The sequence below is a fragment of the Streptomyces sp. NBC_00075 genome (assembly GCF_045041225.1).
GTDB lineage: Bacteria > Actinomycetota > Actinomycetes > Streptomycetales > Streptomycetaceae > Streptomyces > Streptomyces adonidis.
Genome location: NZ_CP108243.1, coordinates 3,427,423 through 3,445,659 on the forward strand (window position 1 = coordinate 3,427,423; position 18,237 = coordinate 3,445,659).

Consider the following 18,237-nt stretch of genomic DNA (forward strand, 5'->3'; position numbering starts at 1 on the left):
TGTCGCAGTTACTCGGGACTGACGTCCAGCGCGTGGCCCACCAGGGCGAGCAGGGTCTCGATCACCGGGATGCGGCGCCGCGCATCCATGATCATGACAGGTATGTGCGGCGGCACGGTGAGCGCCTCCCGCACGTCCTCCGGGTCGAACTCGGCGCTGCCGTCGAAGTGGTTGACGGCCACGACGTACGGCAGCCCGCAGCTCTCGAAGTAGTCGAGCGCCGGGAAGCACTCCTTCAGCCGTCGGGTGTCGGCCAGTACGACCGCGCCGATCGCGCCGCGCACCAGGTCGTCCCACATGAACCAGAACCGCTGCTGGCCCGGCGTACCGAAGAGGTAGAGCACCAGGTCGTCGTCGAGCGTGATGCGGCCGTAGTCCATGGCGACGGTCGTCGTCCGCTTGTCCGGGGTCGCGGTGAGGTCGTCGGTGTCCTCGCTCGCCTCGGTCATCAGCGCCTCCGTCTGGAGGGGCTCGATCTCCGAGATAGTGCCGACCATCGTGGTCTTGCCGACGCCGAAGCCGCCCGCGATCACGATCTTCGTGGCGATCGGCGCACGGGTGCGGTCCTCCTGCCACGGCCGCAACTCCTCATTCTCCGGAGAGAGTTGGAGAAGCGGGGAGACGCCACGGGCGACGTCAGAGACGACGGAGTCCACTCAGCACCCTTTCCAGCAGCGCGCGGTCCGGCTGCCCCGGCCCGTGACCGGTTCCGTACACACGGATCTTTCCCTGGTCCGCGAGATCGCTGAGCAGCACGCGGACCACGCCCAGCGGCATCGTCAGCAGCGCGGCGATCTCGGCCACCGTACGCATCCGGCGGCACAGTTCGACGATGGCCCTCATCTCCGGCATGACCCGGGTGCTGAGGGAACCATTCTCCAACTCCTTGCGCTCCTCGGGCGCTTCGATCGCGGCGACGAACGTCTCGACGAGGAGGACGTGTCCGAAGCGGGTCCGGCCACCGGTCAGCGAGTACGGGCGTACCCGGGCCGGTTTGCGGTCGCCGCCACGGACGGGAAGCCTGGGCGCGTCAGCGGTGCCGCTCACTTGGCGACCTCCGCCGAACGGTCCGGCACGGTTCTGACGGCCATCGGACCGACCGCCGTGGGCTCCTTGTCCGGGGCTCCGCGTTCGATCGACTCCCGTAGCTCACTGCGGAGTTCGGGGGTCAGGACATGGCCGGCGCGGCCCACGAAGAGCGCCATGTGGTACGCCACCACGCTCATGTCGCAGTCCGGGGAGCCGTGCACACCGAGCAGTGAGCCGTCGCTGATCGACATCACGAAGAGGCTGCCGTCCTCCATCGCGACCATGGTCTGCTTGACGCCGCCGTAGTCCATCAGCTTGGCGGCGCCGATGGTGAGGCTGCCGATGCCGGAGACGATGGTGGCGAGGTCCGCGGCGGAGCCCTTGGGGCCGGTCGGCTGGTCGGGCCGACGTTCCGCGTTCCTGTCTGGGTCGGACGAGAGCAGGAGCAGACCGTCCGAGGAGACCACCGCGACCGACGTCAGTCCCGGCACCTCCTCGACGAGATTGGTCAGCAGCCAGTGCAGGTTGCGGGCTTCACTACTCAGGCCGAAGGTACTGGGCGCGGTCAACTGCTTGCCTCCTCGACTGTTCCCCCCGTGGATTCTTCGGCATGTGCGGGCTGTGCCGTACGTGCCGGTTGTGCCGTGTGCTCGGTCCGGTCGGGCCGCTCCGTCTGCTCCGCGATCTCCGCCTCCACGTCACGGCGTCCGTCGCGGGCACCCCGGTGGAACCCGCCGAGCCTGCGGCGCAGCGCGTCGGCGTCGACGGATCCGATCCGTGGTCTGGGCGGCGCGGCGGGCGCGGTGATCTTCGGGGTCCGCTTGGGCAGGCCCTTGTCGGTGAGCGGCTCGTCCTCGACGCGCTCATGCGTGTCGGGGCCGATGGCGTAGGGGTCCGGAGCGGTACTGCCGGTGTCGGGAGCCGTGGGGACGGTCGGCTCGGGGGTGTCCTCGGCCGGGGGTTCCGGCACGAGCAGTTCCATGGTGATCTCGGAGGCGGGGAGGTCCTCGGGGACGGAAGCGGTGTCGGGTTCCACAGCCGCCGGCTCGGCCGCGGCGAGCGGGGCCGCATCCGTGTCCGTGTCCGTGTCCGTTTCCGTTTCCATGTCCGCGTCCGCTTCCGCCTCGGCGTCCGCCTCCGCGTTTCGTACGGCGCGCTCCGCCAGGGCGATCATCGGGTCCGGTGCGTCGGCCGTGAGCGGGTCGCCGACCGGCTCCTCGCCCGGTTCGTCGGCCTGGACCTCCTCCGGGTCCTCGGCCTCCGAACGCCCTTGCAGCACATTGGAGTTGACCTCGGCGTCGGCGCCCGGGAAGGTCAGCGTGCCGCCACCGAGCGTCGAGTTGGCCGAGGGCGACACGGCCGCGGGGTCCTGGGCCAGCAGTGCCTTCGGCAGGACGACGACCGCCGCGATCCCGCCCTGCTTCTGCTCCCGCAACTGCACGCGCACACCGTGCCGGTGGGCGAGCCGGGCCACGACGTACAGCCCGAGTCCGATGCCGTCACCGTCCTCGTCGCCCTCGTCGCCGGACTCGTACGGGGCGTCCGGATCGAAGTCGGCGAGGCGGGAGTTGAGGCGGACGAGGCGGTCGGCGGTCATGCCGATGCCCTCGTCCTGGACGGAGAGCATGATGTCGCCGCTCTCCAGGAGCCAGCCGGAGATCTCCACCGGCAGCTCGGGCGGAGTGAACGAGGTGGCGTTCTCCAGGAGTTCGGCCAGCAGATGGCTGACGTCGTCGGCGACGAACCCGGCGAGATGCGCGTGCGGCGGCAGCGCGGAGATACGCACCCGCTCGTACCGCTCGATCTCGCTCACGGCGGCCCGGACGACGTCGACGAGCGGGACGGGACCCGCGTGCTGGTGGCCGTGTTCGGCGCCGGCGAGGACCAGGAGGTTCTCGCTGTGCCGGCGCATGACGGTGGCGAAGTGGTCGAGCTTGAAGAGGGTGGCGAGCCGGTCCGGGTCCTGCTCGCGCTCCTCCAGGCCCTCGATGACGGCGAGTTGACGCTCGACGAGGCCCAGGGTGCGCAGCGCGAGGTTCACGAACGTGCCGTGGATGTTCTGCCTGGTGCGGGTCAACTGGGTTGCCGCGTCGGCGAGTTCGGTGCGCAGCTCCTCGCGGGCGTCAGCCATCTTCTGGCGCTGGCCGACCAGGTGCTTGCGGTCGGACTCCAGGGTGGCGATGCGCTCGTGGACGGCGAGGGCGCGGGCGTGCAGGGCGTTGACGGAGCGGACGACCTGGGCGAACTCGTCGTTGCGGCCGGTGAACTTGACCGGTTCCTCGGCGAGCGGGTCGGCGGCCTCGGCGAGCCGGGCGGTGCCCCGGCGCAGCACGGAGAGCGGGCGGGTGAGGGTGCGGGCCATGGCGGTCGCGATACCCACGGAGATCAGGAGGAGGGCGCCGAGGGCGGCGATCCGGATCTCCAGCTCGGTGACGTCGTCGTCCCGGAGCTTGATGAGCGCCTTGGTGCGGCGCTCGTAGAGGGAGGCCTCGACCCCGCGCATCAGCTCGACGCGGGCGGAGAGGGCCGAGTCCACGCCGCTGAGGCCGGTGGCGAGTTCACGCGTGGACAGCGTGGGCTGGTCGGTGAGCGAGGCGAGGTACTTGTCGGCGGTGTCGACCTCGGGTCCGGTGACCGTGGAGTCGTAGCTGCCGACGGCGGTCTCGGGTGCCGTCTCGCGGAAGTCGAGGATCGCCGCGTCCGAGCGCAGGCGGGCCTGCTGGGCGGCGGCGGTGAGCGCGTTTCGGGTCTTGGTGTTCGCCGGTGAGGTGACGGTCACCCGGGAGGACAGCCCGGTGATCGGGTCGTACACGTTCTCGGTGGAGGTCGGCACGCTCAGCGCGGCAAGGAGGAGGCCCCGGGCGGCGGCGGCCTGCTGGACGGCGGAGTCGAGTTCGGCGAGGGCGTACGCGCCGGCGCCCGCGCGGGGCGGCTGGTTCTCGGCGAGCTGCTCGGCGAGGCGGTGCAGCCCGGCGATGGCGGCGGAGTACGTCTCGTGGGCCTGGAGAGCGGTGCTCTTGCCGGTGAGCGCCTCCCGGCGCAGCGTCGCGATCTCGTCCAGGTCCTCGCGCAGCGCGGCCGGGGTGTCGGGGTTCGCGCGCAGATCGCCGACCTGGCGGTCGACCCGGGCGCCGCGCTGCTCGGAGGGCGCCTTCGCCTTGGCGCGGCCGGCGGCGATGTAGACGGTGACCTCGTCGCGTTCGTCGGCGAGCGAGTGGGCGAGGGTCAGGGCGTCCTGGGTCTGTGCCGCGAGGGTCACCAGGTCCTGGGAGTCGTGGAGTTGGGACGAGGCCGCGATCAGGGACGGGGAACCTGCCCCGGCGATCGCGGCGGCCACGACGGCGACGGCCACGATGAGCCGGTTTCGGACGTGGGCGGGGCGTCCCCGGCCCGCGGGATCGGTCGGGGCGTCACCGGTAGCGCCCCCTGCGGGAGCTGTCTGCCTGCCTGTGCGCCGAGGCCGCGTCTTCTGCACCGTCGCTCGCATTCCTGACTCGTGTGCCCATGGGCCCGGGTGACGATGCGTCCGGACCCGAATGACGATCCGTCAACTGGATGGCCGCCCGGATGGTTCTGGCCTGCCGCTCACCCGGTACGGTTCCGGTTCTCCGGCACGGTCCGGCTCCCGACCCTCCCATGCCGGTGGGCAGGGAGCGCGCGTCACCTGACCCGCCACTCAAAGGAGTGAACATCAAGGAGTCAACATCGGCGGGGAGTTGGCGGCAAGTTCCTCTGGCCTGTGCTCCCACCGTGCCCGGCGGGCCGGTTGGACGTGGGCGGCGGGCTTTGACATTATCCGCCACCACGTCTTCACGGAGTAGATCATTCCCGCCCAAACCAGGCGTCTGACCAGGGGCTACCCGGTGTTTCGGCAACTGTTGCCAGCCTTTTGAGAACGTTGTGAAGGCCTCGTGCAGACTGGCTGGATGCGCACTGAACTCGTCACGGAGCCCGGTGATCCGGCCCGCCCCAATGAGGACTTCGCCGCGATCGGACTTCCCGCCTCCGGGCAGGGCGGTTCGCTCGTGCTCCTGGACGGGGTGACTCCCCCCAGGTCCGGCACGGGCTGTCTGCATTCCGTCCCCTGGTACACGGCCCGGCTCGGCGGCGCACTGACCGAACTGTCGGTTTCGCAGCGGGATATGCCCCTCCAGGACGTGCTGGCGGCGGCCATCTCTCGTACCGCCGAGGCCCACGCGCAAACCTGTGACCTTTCTCACCCCCGTACGCCCCAGGCGACCGTGGTCCTGGCCCGCTGGTCCCTGGACGTCGTGGAGCATCTGGTGCTGTCCGACTCGGCCCTGCTGACCGAGTCCCCGGACGGCTCGGTCACCGCCCACCTGGACGACCGGCTGTCCCGTGTCCCCCGTGCGTCCCTGGCCACGGACGCGATCGCCGACGCGACGGTACGCAACAAGGAGGGCGGCTTCTTCACGGCGGCGGCCGATCCGGCGGTGGCGTCCCGCGCGGTGTCGGGCACCCTCCCGCGCGCCGAGGTGCGCGCCCTGGCGGCCCTGACGGACGGCGCGACCCGCTGGGTGGAGAAGTTCACCGAGGGCGACTGGACGGCCTGCTTCACCGCCGTACGCAAGGAGGGCCCGCAGGCGCTGCTGAACCGCGTACGGGAACTGGAGCGGGCGGACGCGGACGCGGGCCGGCCACGCCTGCGCCGCAGCAAGACGCACGACGACGCGACGGTGGTCTACGTGGAGCTGTGAACCAGGCGATCGCGGAGGGGCCCTACTTCTCCATGCCGAGGTTCAGCTGATGCAGCAGCCGGGCCAGTTCGGCCACCTCGGTCCGGTCCCACGCGGCCATCTCCCGCACATACCGCTCGCGTCGCGCCTCCCGTACGGCACGGAAGCGGACCCGGCCCTCGTCGGTGAGGTGGACCAGCCAGGCGCGACCGTCCGCCGGGTCCGGCTCGCGCGCGATGAGGCCCAGCTCCTCCATGGCACGCAGCTGGCGGGACATCGTGGCCTTGCCGACGCCGATGAAGGCCGCGAGTTCGGTGGCACGCTGGCGCCCGCACTCGTCCAGCCGCACCAGCAGCCCGTACGCCGACGGCTCCAGGTCGGGATGGACCTCTCGGGCCATCTCCCCGGAGTTGGCCCGGGCGCGCCGCAGGAACACGGTCAACTCGCGCTCCAGGGCGAGGAATTCCCGCTCGACCCCGGGTCCGGGCGTCGTGGACTCGACTCGCTGTCCGCCGAGGTTCCCCTCGCCGTTCACGTCCTCGTGCACGTCAGCACTCCTGATCCGGTCTCGCCGCTCTGAAGGTGTCCGTCGAACACGGCCATTGCCGCAGCTCGGACAGTATTCGGCAAGTATTTCGCAGGCCAGGACCGCCGACGTCACCCAGGCCCCCGTCCGGCGTACGGGAAAGCCCGGACCCCTTCCGGGACCCGGGCTCCCACCGACCGGCAGCGTCCGTCACGCCGCTGCCGGAACCCTCACCTCCGCCGGGTTCTCCGCCGGGGTGAGCGCCAGTTCGAGGACCTGGCGGACGTCCGTGACGGCGTGGACGTCGAGCTTCTCCAGGACCTCGGCCGGGACGTCGTCCAGGTCGGCCTCGTTGCGCTTCGGGATGATCACGGTCGTGACGCCGGCCCGGTGCGCGGCGAGCAGCTTCTGCTTCACCCCGCCGATGGGCAGCACCCGCCCGGTCAGCGAGACCTCGCCCGTCATGGCGACGTCCGTACGGACGAGCCGTCCGCTGAGCAGCGAGGCGAGGGCGGTCGTCATGGTGACGCCCGCGCTCGGACCGTCCTTGGGCACGGCACCCGCCGGGAAGTGGATGTGCACGCCCCGGTCCTTCAGGTCGCCGACCGGCAGCTCCAGTTCGGCGCCGTGCGAGCGCAGGAAGGAGAGCGCGATCTGCGCGGACTCCTTCATCACGTCACCCAGCTGACCGGTGAGGGTCAGTCCGGCGGCGCCGGTCTCCGGATCGGCGAGCGAGGCCTCGACGTAGAGGACATCGCCCCCGGCGCCGGTGACCGCGAGCCCGGTGGCGACACCGGGTACGGCCGTACGCCGCTCGGCCGGGTCCTGCGCGGACTCGGGCACGTGATGGGGACGCCCGATGAGCGACCGCAGATCGCCCTCACCGACGGTGAACGGCAGCTTCCGCTCGCCGAGTTCGTGCTGCGCGGTGACCTTGCGCAGCAGCCGCGCGATGGACCGCTCCAGGTTCCGGACCCCGGCCTCCCGGGTGTACTCCCCGGCGAGCTTGCGCAACGCACCCTCGTCGAGGGCGACTTCGGTGCTCTCGAGCCCGGCCCGCTCCAGCTGCCGGGGCAGCAGGTGGTCCCGGGCGATGACGACCTTCTCGTCCTCGGTGTACCCGTCGAGCCGCACCAGCTCCATCCGGTCGAGGAGAGCCTCAGGGATGGCCTCAAGAACATTCGCGGTGGCGAGGAACACCACGTCACTCAGATCGAGTTCGACTTCGAGGTAGTGGTCGCGGAAGGTGTGGTTCTGCGCCGGGTCGAGGACTTCGAGCAGGGCCGCGGCGGGGTCGCCCCGGAAGTCGGAGCCGACCTTGTCGATCTCGTCGAGGAGGACGACGGGGTTCATGGACCCGGCCTCCTTGATGGCCCGTACGATCCGCCCGGGCAGCGCGCCGACGTACGTACGCCGGTGCCCACGGATCTCGGCCTCGTCTCTGACCCCACCCAGCGCCACCCGGACGAACTTCCGCCCCATGGCATGCGCGACGGACTCACCGAGGCTGGTCTTGCCGACACCGGGCGGCCCGACGAGCGCCAGCACGGCGCCACCACGACGCCCGCCGACGACCCCCAGCCCGCGCTGGGCCCGCCGCTTGCGCACGGCGAGGTACTCGGTGATCCGCTCCTTCACGTCTTCCAGACCCGCGTGCTCCGCGTCGAGCACGGCCTGGGCGCCCTGGATGTCGTACGAGTCCTCGGTCCGCTCGTTCCACGGCAGTTCGAGCACGGTGTCGAGCCAGGTCCGGATCCAGCCGCCCTCGGGCGACTGCTCGGAGGACCGCTCCAGCTTGTCGACCTCCTTGAGCGCGGCCTCGCGGACGTTCTCCGGCAGATCGGCGGCCTCGACGCGGGCCCGGTAGTCGTCGGACTCCTCGCCGTCCTTCTCGCCGTTGATCTCCCGCAGTTCCTTGCGTACGGCTTCGAGCTGCTTCCGCAGCAGGAACTCCCGCTGCTGCTTGTCGACGCCCTCCTGGACGTCCTTCGCGATGGTCTCGGCGACGTCCTGCTCGGCGAGGTGGTCGCGCAGCTGCTGGGTGGCGAGCTTCAGCCGGGCCACCGGGTCGGCGGTCTCCAGGAGTTCGATCTTCTGGTCGGTGCTGAGGAAGGGCGAGTAACCGGAATTGTCGGCAAGGGCGGAGACGTCGTCGATGGCCTGGACCCGGTCGACGACCTGCCAGGCGGCGCGCTTCCGCAGCCAGGAGGTGGCGAGTGCCTTGTATTCCTTGACAAGTTCGGTGACATGACCGGGCAGCGGGTCGGGAACGGTCTCGTCGACGCGAGTCCCCTCGACCCACAGCGCGGCTCCCGGCCCGGTGGTCCCGGCGCCGATCCGCACGCGCCCCCGGGCCCGGATGAGGGCGCCCGGATCGCCGTCGGCCAGCCGGCCGACCTGCTCCACGGTGCCGACGACACCGGTACTCGGGTACGACCCGTCGATACGCGGCACGAGCAGCACCCGAGGCTTCCCGGGCTCGGTGCGCGCGGCGGCCTGCGCGGCCTCCACGGCGGCCCGCACATCGGCGTCGTTCAGATCGAGCGGAACCACCATTCCGGGCAGCACGACCTCGTCGTCGAGCGGCAGCACAGGCAGAGTGAGCGGTGTGGACGTCGAAGCCATGATCTCCCCTTCGGCAGTCAAGTTGAGCTATGCCGACTCAATGCTTGGGGGCGGTCGATTGTTCCCCAGGGCGTGTTCGCCGTGAGCGATCACCTCTGCCACGACGGCCGACCACCCGCATACAGTCAGCCAAGTAACACTCATTACCGCAGCTCAGCCATTACAAAGGGAGTCGACGTGGACGGAACCGTGCGGGCCTGGGTCGACGGCTGGGTCGTCTCGCGCGGGGCGTCGCCGCCGCTGGCCGAGCCCTGGGGATACACGATCGACGTGGGCACGGCCGAGCACGTCACCCGGCACGTCCTCGACGCGGTGAACGACGCCGTCGAGGAACGGACCGTCCGCAAGGTGGCCGACGCGGTGACCGGGACGGGCGTGACACTCAAGGTCTTCGCCGATCCGGCGACGGTCGGCGGCTGGCTCGGCGAGGGCTGGCGGACCGACCCCGAGCCGGGCTACCTGATGTCGGTCCCGCTGACGCCCGCGGAGGCGCCCGTCGCCCCCGACGGCTACCGGGTACGCGTCTGGACGCGCGCCGGCGTGACCCGCGTGATGCTCGCGGCACCCGACGGCTCCTGGGCGGCCCGCGGCCAGATCGCCCCGACGGGCAGAACGGCGGTGGTCGACCAGGTGGAGACCTCCCCCGCGCACCGGCGCCGTGGCCTCGGCTCCTTCGTGATGCGGACGCTCGCGCGGGAGGCAGTCGCCCAGGGCGCGGAGCAGGGCGTACTGGCCGGGACACCGGACGGACGGGCGCTGTACGAGGCGCTGGGGTGGCGGGTGGAGGCGCTGCTGACGAACGCGAAGTTCGTGGGGGCGGGGGCCGGGCAGGAGCGGGCATCCGGCAACAGGTGACGATGCGCCAACCAGCATGACCGGACGGCGCCCTGGGCCTGCTCCCCCCTCGAAACAAACCAGTCGACGTTGCTCGACCGGGACCCGCGCATCCCGGCCCAGCGTCTGGAGATCCGCCGCCGACTCGGCTGTCTCCCGCAGGAGTTCGGCGTCTTCCGGGGGTACATGGTGCGCGAGTTCCTGACGTACGCCGCCTGGTTGCGCGATGTGCCCGGCGGCCGGATTCCCACCGCGGTGGAGCGGGCTCCTTTCAGGGTCACTCGACGAACTGGACGCGGCCGGCGGCTACGGAGCGGTGACAGCCACGAGGTGAGCCCCGGCACCGAGCCCGTTCCGCGACCGCTGCCACCGCCGCACGACCGGCCAGGTCGCGACGCCGATCGCGAGGGACATGACGTGCCCCCAGTTGGTGAGGGGATCGGCGTACGCGACCAGGTCGTCCAGCAGCATCCCACCGAAAACGATCAGAATCGGCCACCGCAGCCAAGGCCTCAGCAACCCCGCCAACGCCCCCACACTCGCCGCGACCCCGAAGCTGATCCCGTAGTCGAGCCGGTGCAGCGAGGTCTCCGGCAGCCACCCCACCAGCACGCCGAGCCCCACGGGGACCTCGGTCGCGAGGGTGGCCAGGACATGCCCGAGGGCGAAGACCCCGGCGGTGCGCAGTCCCCCGATCCGCCGCTCCAGCGCGGTGAGGACGAGCAGGAAGACAACGGCGTACGGCGAGGTCACGCCGCCCACGACCCACAGCGCGCTGGTGACCAGCACGAACACCGGCGTCCGCATGAGGTGGGCGACATCGGTGCTGGAGCCCTGGTGGAGGGTGTGCACGAGGGCCGGGTCGGCGTGTTCGGCGACGAACGCGGTGACGAGGAGGACGGCGGCGAAGGTGAAGGTGAACGGCGTCCCGGTGGGGGTGGGGAGGAGCCGCCAGGGCCGGAGAGCCCGCCTGCCCGGCGGAGCAGCCACGGGCCGCGCGGACACGGTCTCCGCCGGTCCCCGCTGGCTCGGCATCCCGTCCAGCAGCCGTACGCCCTCCGCGACGGGCATGTCCGAGGGCGCCGGGGCATCCGGCGCCGCGTCACCCTTCGTACCGGCCCGTTCCACGGTGAGGCGCTCCTTCCGTTTCGCCCCAGCCTTCGCCCCGACGCACGCCGCTGTCTGTGACCCGCGCCACGCACCGGCCGATTCACAGCAAGCCGATAAGCGCCGCAAAGACTCCTACGCGTGCGGCAGCGAGGGCGTCGCCGTCTGCGTTCCGTGCCCGGCGAGGTAGAGCCTCATGGCGCACTGGTCCTCCGCCTCGACGAAGACCTGCTGCCCCCAGTGAGCGCTGAGGCGGTGCGCGACGTCGACCAGGCGACGGCGTTCCTCCGGCGAGTACGCGGGGAACCGGACCCAGCCCCGGTCGGCGATCCGGTTGCCCAACTCGCTGAACAGCACCGCCCGCGCGCGCTGTTCCTCCTCGTCGGTCAGCGGCGTGGGACCGCCTTCCACAGGCTGCAACCGGACGTTGTACAGGTCTCGGACCACTGGTCGCTCGCAGGTCGCTCGGGGCTGTTCCGGAGAGACTACCGACGCGTCTCGCACATCCGACAGGCACCGCGAATCACCTGGAGTTCACTCCACCGCCCCTGCCAAGATGCCCTCATGACCCGCTCGACCACCTCCTACACCGCCCCCGAAGTCCTGGACCGCCGTGACGGCCCGTACGGCGAAGTCGTGCTGCGGCGGCACGGGGAGTTACTACAGATCATCGCCAACGGGTGCTTCCTGATGGACACTTCCGACGGCCGCTCGGAACGTCTTCTCATGGATGTGGCTCTCGACGCCCTCGACCCCGGGACGGCCGCACCACCCCACGTCCTCATCGGCGGCCTCGGTGTCGGCTTCTCCCTCGCGCACGCCGCCGACGAACCCCGCTGGGGCCGTATCACCGTCGTCGAACGGGAGGCCGCGATCGTCGAATGGCACCAGGACGGGCCCTTGGCGGAAATCTCGTCCCGGGCCTTCTCCGACCCCCGCACCGAGATCGTCGCAGCCGATCTCGTGAGATACGTCAATGAGACCTCTGCCACATTTGACGCACTGTGTCTCGACATCGACAACGGGCCCGACTGGACCGTCACGGAGGACAATCAGAGCCTGTACTCGCAGGCCGGACTGGCAAGCTGCGCAAGGGTGTTGAGGCCGGGCGGGGTGCTCGCGGTGTGGTCCGCGCAACCCTCTCCGGAATTCGAGGGAACTCTACGTAATGCCGGTTTCCAGCGGGTGCGTACCGAAGAGGTCCCAGTTGCCCGGGGAGTCCCCGACGTTGTACACCTCGCCGTAAGACCTGGATAGCCCTCACGCGGTGACTGCCCGTACTCTGCTCCCCTGACGCCGATCACTGATCCGATCAGGCGGCGTCAATCGCAGTCATGCGCGGACAAGCGCAGCCAAGGAATCACCCCACTGATTCCGGAAAGCACACTTCAGGGGCGGGCGATGGAGCAGACACACACCTCCCAGAACGGCGCGACGGCGACTCCCGGCGCCCAGCGCCGGGTTCTCGTGGTCGAGGACGATCCGACAATCGTCGACGCCATCGCGGCCCGTCTGCGCGCAGAGGGATTTCTCGTGCAGACCGCGGGCGACGGGCCGGCCGCCGTCGACACCGCCGAGGCCTGGCAGCCCGATCTGCTGATCCTCGACATCATGCTGCCCGGGTTCGACGGGCTCGAAGTTTGCAGGCGGGTACAGGCCCAGCGGGCCGTGCCCGTCCTGATGCTCACCGCGCGCGACGACGAGACCGACATGCTGGTCGGGCTCGGGGTCGGCGCCGACGACTACATGACGAAGCCCTTCTCCATGCGGGAACTGGCCGCACGCGTGCACGTGCTGCTGCGCCGGGTCGAGCGGGCCGCCATCGCCGCGTCGACGCCGCGCTCCGGCATCCTGCGCCTCGGCGAGCTGGAGATCGACCACGCGCAGCGGCGCGTGCGGGTGCGGTCCGAGGACGTGCATCTCACTCCCACCGAGTTCGATCTGCTCGTCTGCCTGGCGAACACCCCGCGGGCCGTGCTCTCGCGCGAGCAGCTGCTCGCCGAGGTGTGGGACTGGGCGGACGCCTCCGGCACCCGGACCGTCGACAGCCACATCAAGGCACTGCGCCGGAAGATCGGCGCCGAGCGGATCCGTACGGTGCACGGGGTCGGCTACGCACTGGAGACACCGACGCCATGAACCGGGGGCGGCCGGCCGCGCGGAGGAGCCCCGGGGAACCCCCCTGGGGCGGCGTACGCCCGTTCTCGATCAAGACCAAGCTGGGTGCTCTGGTCGTCGTCTCGGTGCTGATCACCACCGGTCTTTCCATGATCGCGGTGCACACCAAGACGGAGATCCGCTTCATCACGGTCTTCTCGATGATCGCCACACTGCTGATTACGCAGTTCGTGGCCCATTCGCTCACCGCGCCGCTGGACGACATGAACGCGGTGGCCCGTTCCATCTCGCACGGCGACTACACGCGCCGCGTCCGCGAGAACCGCTGGGACGAGCTGGGCGACCTGGCCCAGACGATCAACGTCATGGCGGACGAGCTGGAGGCCCAGGACCGCCAGCGCAAGGAGCTGGTCGCGAACGTCTCGCACGAGCTGCGCACCCCCATCGCGGGGCTGCGCGCCGTCCTGGAGAACGTCGTGGACGGCGTCTCGGCCGCCGATCCCGAGACCATGCGTACGGCGCTCAAGCAGACCGAGCGCCTCGGGCGGCTGGTGGAGACCCTGCTGGACCTCTCCCGGCTCGACAACGGCGTCGTACCGCTGCGCACCCGCCGCTTCGAGGTCTGGCCGTATCTCTCGGGCGTGCTCAAGGAGGCCAACATGGTCGCCTCCACGCGCGCGGGCATCGCGTCGGGCTCCGGCGGTCACACCCGTACGGACGTCCATCTGCACCTCGACGTCAACCCGCCCGAGCTGGTCGCGCACGCCGACCCGGAGCGCCTCCACCAGGTCGTCGCCAACCTGATCGACAACGCGGTCAAGCACAGCCCCGCGCACGGCCGGGTCACGGTGAAGGCGCGGCGCGGGGAACTGGCCGAGTCGCTGGAGCTGGAGATCCTGGACGAGGGTCCCGGCATTCCGCGCTCCGAGTGGCACCGGGTCTTCGAGCGGTTCAACCGCGGCGGCGTCAGCTCGCCGCACGGCCCGGGCAGCGACGGCGGTACGGGACTGGGGCTCGCGATCGCCCGCTGGGCCGTGGATCTGCACGGCGGCCGGATCGGTGTGGCCGAATCCGAGCGAGGTTGCCGGATTTTGGTCACCCTTCCGGGAGAGCCGTCCGTACCAAGTTGACGTAAAGTTCGAAGCGGAGCCGCAAGATCCACCTGATGTCCGCGCTGACGGACGCGCGTGGACACGTGTGATTGGTCACAGGCCCGCGCATTTGGTGCGCCCGGCCGACAATCTGGGCATCCCCCTTGTGTCCCTTTCGGACCGGAACCCCGCTTGTTTCCCGCCATTTCACCCCCCGAAACCCGTTTCTCGATGTGACTTACACGACGATGAACGGGCCCGGACTGACCTTTCGGCCACGGGGGCGTAGCCTTAATTCCCGCTGTCCATCACCTTGTGAAGCCACCTTGTGAAGCGGAAGAGGGCGGTTGCCGCCGTGTCGCCACAGTCCCCCAGTAACTCATCGAGCATCTCGACCGACGAAGGAGCAGGTAACCCTGCGGCTGCGTTCGGACCCAACGAGTGGCTCGTCGACGAGATCTATCAGCAGTACCTCCAGGATCCGAACTCCGTAGACCGAGCCTGGTGGGACTTCTTCGCCGACTACAAGCCCGGAGCGGCTGCCGCTCCGACGGCTACGGCGGGTGCTGCGGCCACGGGGGCCGCAGGTACCACCACGACCGCTCCAGCGGCTCCGGCCGCCCCCGCGGCTCCCGTGACCCCGGCCGTCCCTGCGCCGGCTCCGGCAGCCGCTCCCAAGCCCGCCGCTGCCGCCCCGGCCGCCGCTCCGGCGGCGCCTGCCGCTCCGGCTGCTCCTGCCGCGAAGCCCGTGGCAGCCGCCCCCGCCGCCAAGCCGAAGGCCGCTCCCGTGGCCGAGGCCCCCGACGGCCCCGAGTTCGTGACGCTGCGCGGCCCCTCCGCCGCCGTGGCGAAGAACATGAACGCCTCGATCGAGGTGCCCACGGCCACGTCCGTGCGCGCGGTCCCGGTGAAGCTGCTCTTCGACAACCGCATCGTCATCAACAACCACCTGAAGCGCGCCCGGGGCGGGAAGATCTCCTTCACCCACCTCATCGGGTACGCGATGGTGCAGGCCATCAAGGCCATGCCGTCGATGAACTACTCCTTCGCGGAGAAGGACGGCAAGCCGACCCTGGTGAAGCCGGCGCACGTCAACTTCGGCCTGGCCATCGACCTGGTGAAGCCCAACGGCGACCGCCAGCTCGTCGTCGCCGGCATCAAGAAGGCCGAGACGCTGAACTTCTTCGAGTTCTGGCAGGCCTACGAGGACATCGTCCGCCGCGCCCGTGACGGCAAGCTGACGATGGACGACTTCACCGGCGTGACCGTGTCGTTGACCAACCCCGGCGGCCTCGGCACCGTCCACTCGGTGCCGCGTCTGATGCCCGGTCAGTCGGTCATCATGGGCGTCGGTTCCATGGACTACCCGGCCGAGTTCCAGGGCACGAGCCAGGACACCCTCAACAAGCTCGGCATCTCGAAGGTCATGACGCTCACGTCGACCTACGACCACCGGGTCATCCAGGGCGCCGCGTCGGGCGAGTTCCTCCGGATCGTCGCGAACCTCCTCCTCGGTGAGACCGGGTTCTACGACGACATCTTCGAGGCGCTGCGCATCCCCTACGAGCCGGTCCGCTGGCTCAAGGACATCGACGCCTCGCACGACGACGACGTCACGAAGGCCGCCCGCGTCTTCGAGCTGATCCACTCCTACCGGGTCCGCGGCCATGTCATGGCCGACACCGACCCGCTGGAGTACCACCAGCGCAAGCACCCCGACCTGGACATCACCGAGCACGGGCTCACCCTCTGGGACCTGGAGCGCGAGTTCGCGGTCGGCGGTTTCTCGGGCAAGTCCCTGATGAAGCTGCGCGACATCCTCGGCGTGCTGCGCGACTCGTACTGCCGCACCACGGGCGTCGAGTTCATGCACATCCAGGACCCGAAGCAGCGCAAGTGGATCCAGGACCGCATCGAGCGCCCGCACAGCAAGCCGGAGCGCGAGGAGCAGCTGCGCATCCTGCGCCGGCTGAACGCGGCGGAGGCCTTCGAGACCTTCCTCCAGACGAAGTACGTCGGCCAGAAGCGCTTCTCGCTCGAAGGCGGCGAGTCGGTCATCCCGCTGCTGGACGCGGTCATCGACAGCGCGGCCGAGTCGCGCCTCGACGAGGTCGTCATCGGCATGGCCCACCGCGGCCGGCTGAACGTCCTCGCGAACATCGTCGGCAAGTCGTACGCCCAGATCTTCCGCGAGTTCGAGGGCAACCTCGACCCGAAGTCGATGCACGGCTCCGGCGACGTGAAGTACCACCTGGGCGCCCAGGGCGTGTTCACCGGCCTGGACGGCGAGCAGATCAACGTCTCGCTGGCCGCCAACCCGTCCCACCTGGAGACGGTCGACCCGGTCATCGAGGGCATCGCCCGCGCCAAGCAGGACATCATCAACAAGGGCGGCACGGACTTCACGGTCCTGCCGGTCGCCCTGCACGGTGACGCGGCCTTCGCGGGCCAGGGCGTGGTGGCCGAGACGCTCAACATGTCGCAGCTGCGCGGTTACCGCACCGGCGGCACGGTCCACATCGTCATCAACAACCAGGTCGGCTTCACGGCCGCCCCGGAGTCGTCCCGCTCGTCGATGTACGCGACGGACGTGGCGAGGATGATCGAGGCCCCGATCTTCCACGTGAACGGCGACGACCCCGAGGCCGTCGTCCGCGTCGCTCGCCTGGCCTTCGAGTTCCGTCAGGCGTTCAACAAGGACGTCGTCATCGACCTCATCTGCTACCGCCGCCGCGGGCACAACGAGTCCGACAACCCGGCGTTCACGCAGCCCCTGATGTACGACCTGATCGACAAGAAGCGCTCGGTGCGCAAGCTCTACACCGAGTCCCTCATCGGCCGGGGCGACATCACCCTTGAGGAAGCCGAACAAGCCCTCCAGGACTTCCAGGGCCAGCTGGAGAAGGTCTTCACGGAGGTCCGCGAGGCCATCTCCACCCCGGCCGAGGCCCTCGTCGGCGACCCGCGGGCCGAGTTCCCGGTGGCCGTGCAGACCGCGGTCTCCCAGGAGGTCGTCAAGCGCATCGCCGAGTCCCAGGTCAACATCCCCGACCACGTCACCGTCCACCCGCGACTGCTCCCGCAGTTGCAGCGCCGGGCGTCGATGATCGAGGACGACACGATCGACTGGGGCATGGGCGAGACGCTCGCGATCGGCTCCCTGCTCCTGGAGGGCACCCCGGTGCGCCTCTCGGGCCAGGACTCCCGACGCGGCACCTTCGGCCAGCGCCACGCGGTTCTCATCGACCGGGTCACGGGCGAGGACTTCACCCCGCTCCAGTACCTGTCCGACGAGCAGGCCCGCCTGAACGTCTACGACTCGCTGCTCTCCGAGTACGCGGTCATGGGCTTCGAGTACGGCTACTCGCTGGCCCGCCCCGACGCGCTCGTCATGTGGGAGGCGCAGTTCGGCGACTTCGTCAACGGCGCGCAGACGGTCATCGACGAGTACATCTCGGCGGCGGAGCAGAAGTGGGGCCAGACGTCCGGCGTCACCCTGCTCCTCCCCCACGGCTACGAGGGCCAGGGCCCGGACCACTCGTCCGCGCGCATCGAGCGGTTCCTCCAGCTGTGCGCCCAGAACAACATGACGGTCGCTCAGCCGACGCTCCCGTCGAACTACTTCCACCTTCTGCGGTGGCAGGTGCACAACCCGCACCACAAGCCGCTGGTGGTCTTCACCCCGAAGTCGATGCTGCGCCTCAAGGCGGCGGCCTCGAAGACGGAGGAGTTCACGACGGGCGCCTTCCGCCCGGTCATCGGCGACGAGTCCGCGAACCCGGCCGACGTCCGCAAGGTCGTCTTCTGCGCCGGCAAGCTGTACTACGACCTCGAGGCCGAGCGGAAGAAGCGCGGCACCACGGACACGGCGATCATCCGCATCGAGCGCCTGTACCCGCTCCCGGGTGCGGAACTCCAGGCGGAGATCGCCAAGTACCCGAACGCCGAGAAGTACCTGTGGGCGCAGGAGGAGCCGGCGAACCAGGGCGCGTGGCCCTTCATCGCCCTCAACCTGATCGACCACCTGGACCTCGCGGTCGGCGCGGACATCCCGCACGGCGAGCGGCTGCGGCGCATCTCGCGCCCGGCGGGCTCGTCCCCGGCGGTGGGTTCGGCGAAGCGTCACCAGGCGGAGCAGGAGCAGCTGGTGCGTGAGGTGTTCGAGGCGTAGGCCTCTGGCAGTAAGGCGGAAGGGGCCCGGCACCGGAGA

At 70.2% G+C, this 18,237-nt stretch carries 14 protein-coding genes; 6 read left to right on the forward strand and 8 right to left on the reverse strand.

Translation table 11 applies throughout. The features are described from left to right. Window positions 1-8: 8 nt before the first annotated feature. From OG787_RS14545 to OG787_RS14560, 4 genes are read right to left on the reverse strand one after another with little or no spacing between them, the layout of a single operon-like run. Window positions 9-656 (reverse strand): ATP/GTP-binding protein, encoded by a 648-nt coding sequence (locus tag OG787_RS14545; protein WP_369036959.1) that lies wholly within the window; start codon window positions 654-656, stop codon window positions 9-11. Next, on the reverse strand, window positions 637-1,047 hold the full coding sequence (locus OG787_RS14550; RefSeq protein ID WP_235474888.1) for a DUF742 domain-containing protein: 411 nt from the start codon (window positions 1,045-1,047) through the stop codon (window positions 637-639). Before OG787_RS14550 ends, OG787_RS14545 begins: the two co-directional genes overlap by 20 nt. Beyond that, on the reverse strand, window positions 1,044-1,598 hold the full coding sequence (locus tag OG787_RS14555; protein ID WP_235474889.1) for a roadblock/LC7 domain-containing protein: 555 nt from the start codon (window positions 1,596-1,598) through the stop codon (window positions 1,044-1,046). Before OG787_RS14555 ends, OG787_RS14550 begins: the two co-directional genes overlap by 4 nt. Next, complete coding sequence (locus OG787_RS14560; RefSeq protein WP_405535455.1) at window positions 1,595-4,516, reverse strand: nitrate- and nitrite sensing domain-containing protein; 2,922 nt, start codon at window positions 4,514-4,516, stop codon at window positions 1,595-1,597. The genes OG787_RS14555 and OG787_RS14560 overlap by 4 nt, the downstream gene beginning before the upstream one ends. A gap of 439 nt (window positions 4,517-4,955) precedes the next feature. Here OG787_RS14560 and OG787_RS14565 point away from each other — a divergent pair, with 439 nt between their 5' ends. Then, entirely contained in the window at window positions 4,956-5,747 is a 792-nt protein-coding gene (locus OG787_RS14565) for a hypothetical protein (RefSeq protein WP_405535456.1), read from the forward strand. A 22-nt stretch (window positions 5,748-5,769) separates the two neighbouring features. Here OG787_RS14565 and OG787_RS14570 read toward each other — a convergent pair whose 3' ends face one another. Continuing rightward, complete coding sequence (locus OG787_RS14570; protein WP_235474892.1) at window positions 5,770-6,273, reverse strand: MarR family winged helix-turn-helix transcriptional regulator; 504 nt, start codon at window positions 6,271-6,273, stop codon at window positions 5,770-5,772. A 189-nt stretch (window positions 6,274-6,462) separates the two neighbouring features. Beyond that, the gene (gene lon, locus OG787_RS14575) at window positions 6,463-8,877 is read right to left on the reverse strand and encodes an endopeptidase La (protein WP_369036955.1); all 2,415 of its coding nucleotides are present in this window, start codon (window positions 8,875-8,877) and stop codon (window positions 6,463-6,465) included. A gap of 177 nt (window positions 8,878-9,054) precedes the next feature. Here lon and OG787_RS14580 point away from each other — a divergent pair, with 177 nt between their 5' ends. Then, window positions 9,055-9,732: a GNAT family N-acetyltransferase gene (locus tag OG787_RS14580; RefSeq protein ID WP_405535457.1), complete on the forward strand. Its 678-nt coding sequence runs from the start codon at window positions 9,055-9,057 to the stop codon at window positions 9,730-9,732. A 285-nt stretch (window positions 9,733-10,017) separates the two neighbouring features. Here the strand turns inward: OG787_RS14580 and OG787_RS14585 are convergent, their stop codons facing one another. Together OG787_RS14585 and OG787_RS14590 are read right to left on the reverse strand one after the other, a co-directional pair. Beyond that, a complete protein-coding gene (locus OG787_RS14585) occupies window positions 10,018-10,839 on the reverse strand; it encodes a rhomboid-like protein (protein ID WP_405535458.1) in 822 nt (273 codons plus the stop codon). A 114-nt stretch (window positions 10,840-10,953) separates the two neighbouring features. Next, a complete protein-coding gene (locus OG787_RS14590) occupies window positions 10,954-11,229 on the reverse strand; it encodes a hypothetical protein (RefSeq protein WP_369036964.1) in 276 nt (91 codons plus the stop codon). A 153-nt stretch (window positions 11,230-11,382) separates the two neighbouring features. On the opposite strand from OG787_RS14590, the gene OG787_RS14595 reads away from it, so the two are divergent. From OG787_RS14595 to OG787_RS14610, 4 genes are all read left to right on the forward strand, one after another. Then, window positions 11,383-12,075: a spermidine synthase gene (locus OG787_RS14595; RefSeq protein ID WP_405535459.1), complete on the forward strand. Its 693-nt coding sequence runs from the start codon at window positions 11,383-11,385 to the stop codon at window positions 12,073-12,075. A gap of 144 nt (window positions 12,076-12,219) precedes the next feature. Beyond that, on the forward strand, window positions 12,220-12,957 hold the full coding sequence (locus OG787_RS14600; protein WP_006383578.1) for a response regulator transcription factor: 738 nt from the start codon (window positions 12,220-12,222) through the stop codon (window positions 12,955-12,957). Continuing rightward, on the forward strand, window positions 12,954-14,066 hold the full coding sequence (locus tag OG787_RS14605) for a HAMP domain-containing sensor histidine kinase (RefSeq protein ID WP_235474897.1): 1,113 nt from the start codon (window positions 12,954-12,956) through the stop codon (window positions 14,064-14,066). Before OG787_RS14600 ends, OG787_RS14605 begins: the two co-directional genes overlap by 4 nt. Window positions 14,067-14,382: 316 nt before the next feature. Next, window positions 14,383-18,198 carry a multifunctional oxoglutarate decarboxylase/oxoglutarate dehydrogenase thiamine pyrophosphate-binding subunit/dihydrolipoyllysine-residue succinyltransferase subunit gene (locus OG787_RS14610; protein ID WP_369036951.1) on the forward strand — a complete coding sequence of 1,272 codons (3,816 nt, stop codon included), beginning with the start codon at window positions 14,383-14,385 and terminating at the stop codon, window positions 18,196-18,198. The last annotated feature ends 39 nt before the right edge of the window (window positions 18,199-18,237 follow it).

Coding starts and splice junctions, on each gene's coding strand:
- OG787_RS14605 (WP_235474897.1), top strand. CDS start 12,954: ATGAACCGGGGGCGGCCGGCCGCGCGGAGGAGCCCCGGGGAACCCCCC.
- OG787_RS14565 (WP_405535456.1), top strand. CDS start 4,956: ATGCGCACTGAACTCGTCACGGAGCCCGGTGATCCGGCCCGCCCCAAT.
- OG787_RS14560 (WP_405535455.1), bottom strand. CDS start 4,516: ATGCGAGCGACGGTGCAGAAGACGCGGCCTCGGCGCACAGGCAGGCAG.
- OG787_RS14600 (WP_006383578.1), top strand. CDS start 12,220: ATGGAGCAGACACACACCTCCCAGAACGGCGCGACGGCGACTCCCGGC.
- lon (WP_369036955.1), bottom strand. CDS start 8,877: ATGGCTTCGACGTCCACACCGCTCACTCTGCCTGTGCTGCCGCTCGAC.
- OG787_RS14595 (WP_405535459.1), top strand. CDS start 11,383: ATGACCCGCTCGACCACCTCCTACACCGCCCCCGAAGTCCTGGACCGC.